Source organism: Moorena sp. SIO2C4 (genome assembly GCF_010672485.1).
Lineage (GTDB): Bacteria > Cyanobacteriota > Cyanobacteriia > Cyanobacteriales > Coleofasciculaceae > Moorena > Moorena producens.
The window spans coordinates 1-4,363 of record NZ_JAAHGN010000633.1 but is presented as its reverse complement, the minus strand read 5'-3'; the positions used below and the strand labels follow the sequence as shown (position 1 = coordinate 4,363).

Genomic DNA, 4,363 nt, shown 5'->3' with positions numbered 1-4,363 from the left:
ATACAGCCCTGGTGGCAGGCTGGGCTGGTTCAATGGCCCTGTACGAATTGGCAATTTTTGATCCGAGTGACCCGGTTCTTAACCCGATGTGGCGTCAGGGGATGTTCGTCATGCCCTTTATGGCTCGTCTAGGGGTTACTGATTCCTGGGGGGGCTGGAGTATCACTGGTGAAACCGTAACCAATGCTGGCTTATGGTCTTTTGAAGGTGTCGCTGCAACTCATATTATCCTTTCTGGTTTATTGTTCCTGGCTGCCGTATGGCACTGGGTTTACTGGGATTTAGATGTGTTCAGAGACCCACGGAGTGGCGACCCAGCTCTCGATTTGCCAAAAATTTTTGGCATTCACCTGTTCTTATCTGGTTTACTCTGCTTTGGCTTTGGTGCCTTTCACTTGACTGGGCTTTGGGGTCCTGGGATGTGGGTATCTGATGCCTATGGTCTCACTGGTAGTGTTCAACCCATCGCACCAGAATGGGGACCAGCAGGCTTTAACCCCTATAACCCTGGAGGTATTGTCGCTCACCATATCGCTGCTGGTGTTGTTGGGGTTATTGCCGGTTTATTCCACTTAACAGTACGACCACCAGAGCGATTGTTTAAAGCTCTACGGATGGGGAATATCGAAACGGTACTCTCCAGCAGTATCGCGGCTGTATTTTTTGCTGCGTTTGTAGTAGCAGGCACCATGTGGTACGGCAGTGCTGCCACCCCAATTGAACTGTTTGGTCCAACTCGCTATCAGTGGGATCAGGGTTATTTCCAACAGGAAATTAACCAACGGGTACAAGCTGAATTGGCTGATGGTGCTAGCTTGTCAGAAGCTTGGTCATCAATTCCAGAGAAGCTGGCATTCTATGACTATGTAGGCAACTCCCCTGCCAAAGGTGGTTTGTTCCGCACAGGTCCGATGGACAAAGGGGATGGAATTGCTGAAGGTTGGCTAGGTCATGCGGTGTTCACAGACAGTGAAGGTCGGGATCTGACCGTTCGTCGGATGCCGAACTTCTTTGAAACCTTCCCTATCATTTTGACCGATGCTAATGGTGTAGTTCGTGCGGACATACCTTTCCGACGGGCTGAATCTAGGTATAGTTTCGAGCAAGCTGGTGTCACAGTTAGCTTCTACGGTGGAGTTCTTGATGGTCAAACCTTTACTGACCCATTCGATGTGAAGCAATACGCTCGTACTGCTCAGCTGGGTGAGGGCTTTGAATTTGACCGTGAAACCTTAAACTCTGATGGTGTATTCCGCACTAGTACTCGGGGTTGGTTCACCTTTGGTCATGCTGTCTTTGCTCTGTTGTTCTTCTTTGGGCACATCTGGCATGGCTCACGCACCCTCTATCGAGATGTGTTTGCTGGTGTCGATCCTGACCTAGAGGAAGAGCAAGTCGAGTGGGGCTTCTTCCAGAAGCTTGGTGATAAGAGTACCCGTAGGACAGAGCCTATCTAGAGGTTAAATATCTCTTATCACAGTTTGACTTAAAAGCAAAAGGCAGAAGAAAAGAAATTTTTCTTTTGCCTTTTGGCTATTTCTGTGGTCTATGCAAGGTAGACTGGTAAGTGAGAAGATAACCAACAATTATAGCTATGGAATCAGTTGCTTATATCTTAATCTTGACCTTAGCCCTAGGCACCCTATTTTTTGCCATTGCTTTTCGGGAACCGCCTAAGATTGGTAAGTAGTTTACCTCGATTTACTCAGATCGAAATTCAACAGTTCTGTGGATGCTCTGAGCCGCAATACCCTGTGCATGACCCTATAGGATATAGGGAAGTTGATAGGTCTATATCGGCTCACCTTCCATATAATTGTTATTTTGACAGTATCGACTCTTAGGGCGTTCCAAATATCTGCCGCCAATCAGTCCACTCAGCAAGAAAACAAAATTATCTTATGCGATGCCCCTCTTGTCACCACACCGAGAGCCGCGTTCTTGAGTCTCGTTCTACTGAGGCAGGGAAAAGTGTGAGGCGACGTCGGGAGTGTTTGGGATGCAAACATCGCTTCACGACATATGAGCGGATCGAATTTGTGCCAATAACTGTGATCAAGCGGGATGGCAAGCGGGAATCATTTGACCGTTCCAAGTTGTTACGGGGAATTGTACGTGCTTGTGAAAAAACCGGCATTCTCCAAAAACGCCTGGAAGCATTGGTTGATGAGATTGAAGCAGAATTACAACAGCGATTTGGTCGGGAAGTCATCAGTCACGAAATTGGTGAGTTAGTCTTGCGCTACCTACGTTCGGAGAGTGAAGTGGCTTATGTACGCTTTGCTTCCGTCTATGGAAAATTTCAAGGGATTAGAGATTTTGTCACTACCCTAGAGGATCTCCAACAGGAAGATGTACCAATGGAAATCCCCCAGGTTCCGCCAACCCCCTCAGATCAGGTAGAAGAAATAAAGACATCCACTTCGGTGTAATTGATCAGATGTTTGTTGAATGTTGACGGTTGATGGTTGACTCTCAAAAGTACAAGGTCAACTAGTGATCTCGTGTCCAGTTGTATGGTTACCATTTGTAGAGATGTTCCAGGCAAGGTATCTACAGCAGAGAGGATTAAGAAAAAAACAGGGTGAGGTTTGCAAACCCCATCTAGGCAAGAGCAGGTTACCGATGCTAGCGGACTTCAGATGAGTTTCTTACAGCTAAAGCCGGATTTTAGGGAGCTAGACTAGAAAGTGAAAGAAATTTCAACTCAAGGGCGTGAATTCATTGAAGCCTAACTAGGTTTACCCAGGAGTTGAGTCAAGGCAAGACCAAAGAGCAAACAGCCATGAAGAAACGTTTCTGGATGAGAGCATGGATGGGTAATGCAGAGGTAAACACCTCTCCACAGCCGCTGGCAAATCCTGAGGTTAGATTACAGGAACCCCAGGAAAAGCGCAAGTTAGTCAAATTCTGGCGTATTGCTGCCAGTTTGCTCCTTTGGCAAGGGGTGATACTGGGTACCCCAGCCCAAGCACAGCTTAAACAAGAGAAATCTCTAACCTATAGTGAGCTATTAAAGAAAGTTAAAAATGGGGACGTCACTAAAATAGAAATCGATGAAGCCACTAAGATTGCTAAAGTTAGCTTAGAGGGGTCCAATGAGAATGAACCTCCTCAACGAGTTGCTTTGTTCGATCAAAACTCCTTGCTACTCAAGGAACTCCGTCAACAGAATGTTCCCACTGAAATTAGGCGCTCTGCGGATAACTCAGCCGCTTTAGGTCTAATTGCCAACTTATTTTTCATTCTGTTGTTACTAGCAGGCTTGATGATGATCCTGCGACGCTCTGCGAGTAATTCTGGTCAAGCCTTAAACTTTGGCAAATCCCGAGCACGGTTTCAGATGGAAGCCAAAACCGGGGTTCTCTTTGATGATGTAGCAGGTATTCAAGAAGCTAAACAGGAATTGCAAGAAGTTGTCACATTCCTCAAACAACCAGAACGCTTTACTGCTGTTGGAGCACGGATCCCGAAAGGTGTGCTGCTAGTGGGTCCTCCAGGAACTGGTAAAACTCTCTTAGCCAAAGCGATCGCTGGTGAAGCAGGAGTTCCCTTCTTTAGCATCTCTGGTTCCGAATTCGTGGAAATGTTTGTGGGCGTTGGTGCCTCCCGTGTCCGTGACTTGTTCAGAAAAGCCAAAGAAAATGCCCCTTGCTTGGTCTTCATTGATGAAATTGATGCGGTAGGACGGCAACGGGGAGCAGGAATTGGCGGTGGAAACGATGAACGGGAGCAAACCCTTAACCAATTGCTCACGGAAATGGATGGGTTTGAAGGCAACACAGGTATTATTATTATTGCTGCCACTAATCGCCCAGATGTCCTGGATGCTGCACTATTACGTCCTGGACGCTTTGACAGACAAGTTATTGTGGATTACCCTGACTACAAAGGCAGGAATAACATTCTGGAAGTCCACGCTCGCAACAAAAAGATTGACCCTGAGGTTTGTCTAGAAACTGTTGCTAAGCGTACCCCTGGGTTTACTGGTGCTGACTTAGCCAACCTACTCAACGAAGCGGCAATCCTGACTGCCCGCCGCCGCAAAGATGCCATTACTATGCTCGAAATCAATGATGCTATTGACCGGGTGGTAGCTGGGATGGAAGGCACTCCTCTAGTGGACAGCAAGAATAAGCGATTAATTGCCTACCATGAAGTAGGACATGCTGTAATTTCTACCCTCCTACCGGATCACGACCCGGTACAGAAAGTAACCCTAATTCCCCGAGGGCAAGCCCGTGGTTTGACCTGGTATATTCCTGATGAAGAGCAAGGTTTGATTACTCGGGCTCAACTCAAAGCCCAAATTACTGCTGCTTTAGGGGGTAGAGCGGCAGAAGAAGAAATTTTTGGTGAGGCA

Annotated in this window: 4 protein-coding genes; all 4 read left to right on the top strand. The window is 47.1% G+C overall.

Annotated elements, in window-relative coordinates; genetic code table 11:
* A partial coding sequence (gene psbB, locus F6K20_RS26025; protein WP_287296572.1) for a photosystem II chlorophyll-binding protein CP47 occupies positions 1 to 1,457 on the top strand: 1,457 nt, incomplete at its 5' end.
* 137 nt (positions 1,458 to 1,594) lie between these two features.
* A complete protein-coding gene (locus F6K20_RS26020; RefSeq protein WP_008180851.1) occupies positions 1,595 to 1,690 on the top strand; it encodes a photosystem II reaction center protein T in 96 nt (31 codons plus the stop codon).
* A gap of 211 nt (positions 1,691 to 1,901) precedes the next feature.
* Positions 1,902 to 2,432 carry a transcriptional regulator NrdR gene (nrdR, locus tag F6K20_RS26015; RefSeq protein WP_287267874.1) on the top strand — a complete coding sequence of 177 codons (531 nt, stop codon included), beginning with the start codon at positions 1,902 to 1,904 and terminating at the stop codon, positions 2,430 to 2,432.
* 353 nt (positions 2,433 to 2,785) lie between these two features.
* Positions 2,786 to 4,363 (top strand): ATP-dependent zinc metalloprotease FtsH (gene ftsH / locus F6K20_RS26010; RefSeq protein WP_287296570.1); only part of this gene is annotated, 1,578 nt, incomplete at its 3' end.

Bases quoted from the DNA above. Each gene is read 5' to 3' on its own strand.
- F6K20_RS26020 (WP_008180851.1), top strand. From the start codon at position 1,595: ATGGAATCAGTTGCTTATATCTTAATCTTGACCTTAGCCCTAGGCACC.
- nrdR (WP_287267874.1), top strand. From the start codon at position 1,902: ATGCGATGCCCCTCTTGTCACCACACCGAGAGCCGCGTTCTTGAGTCT.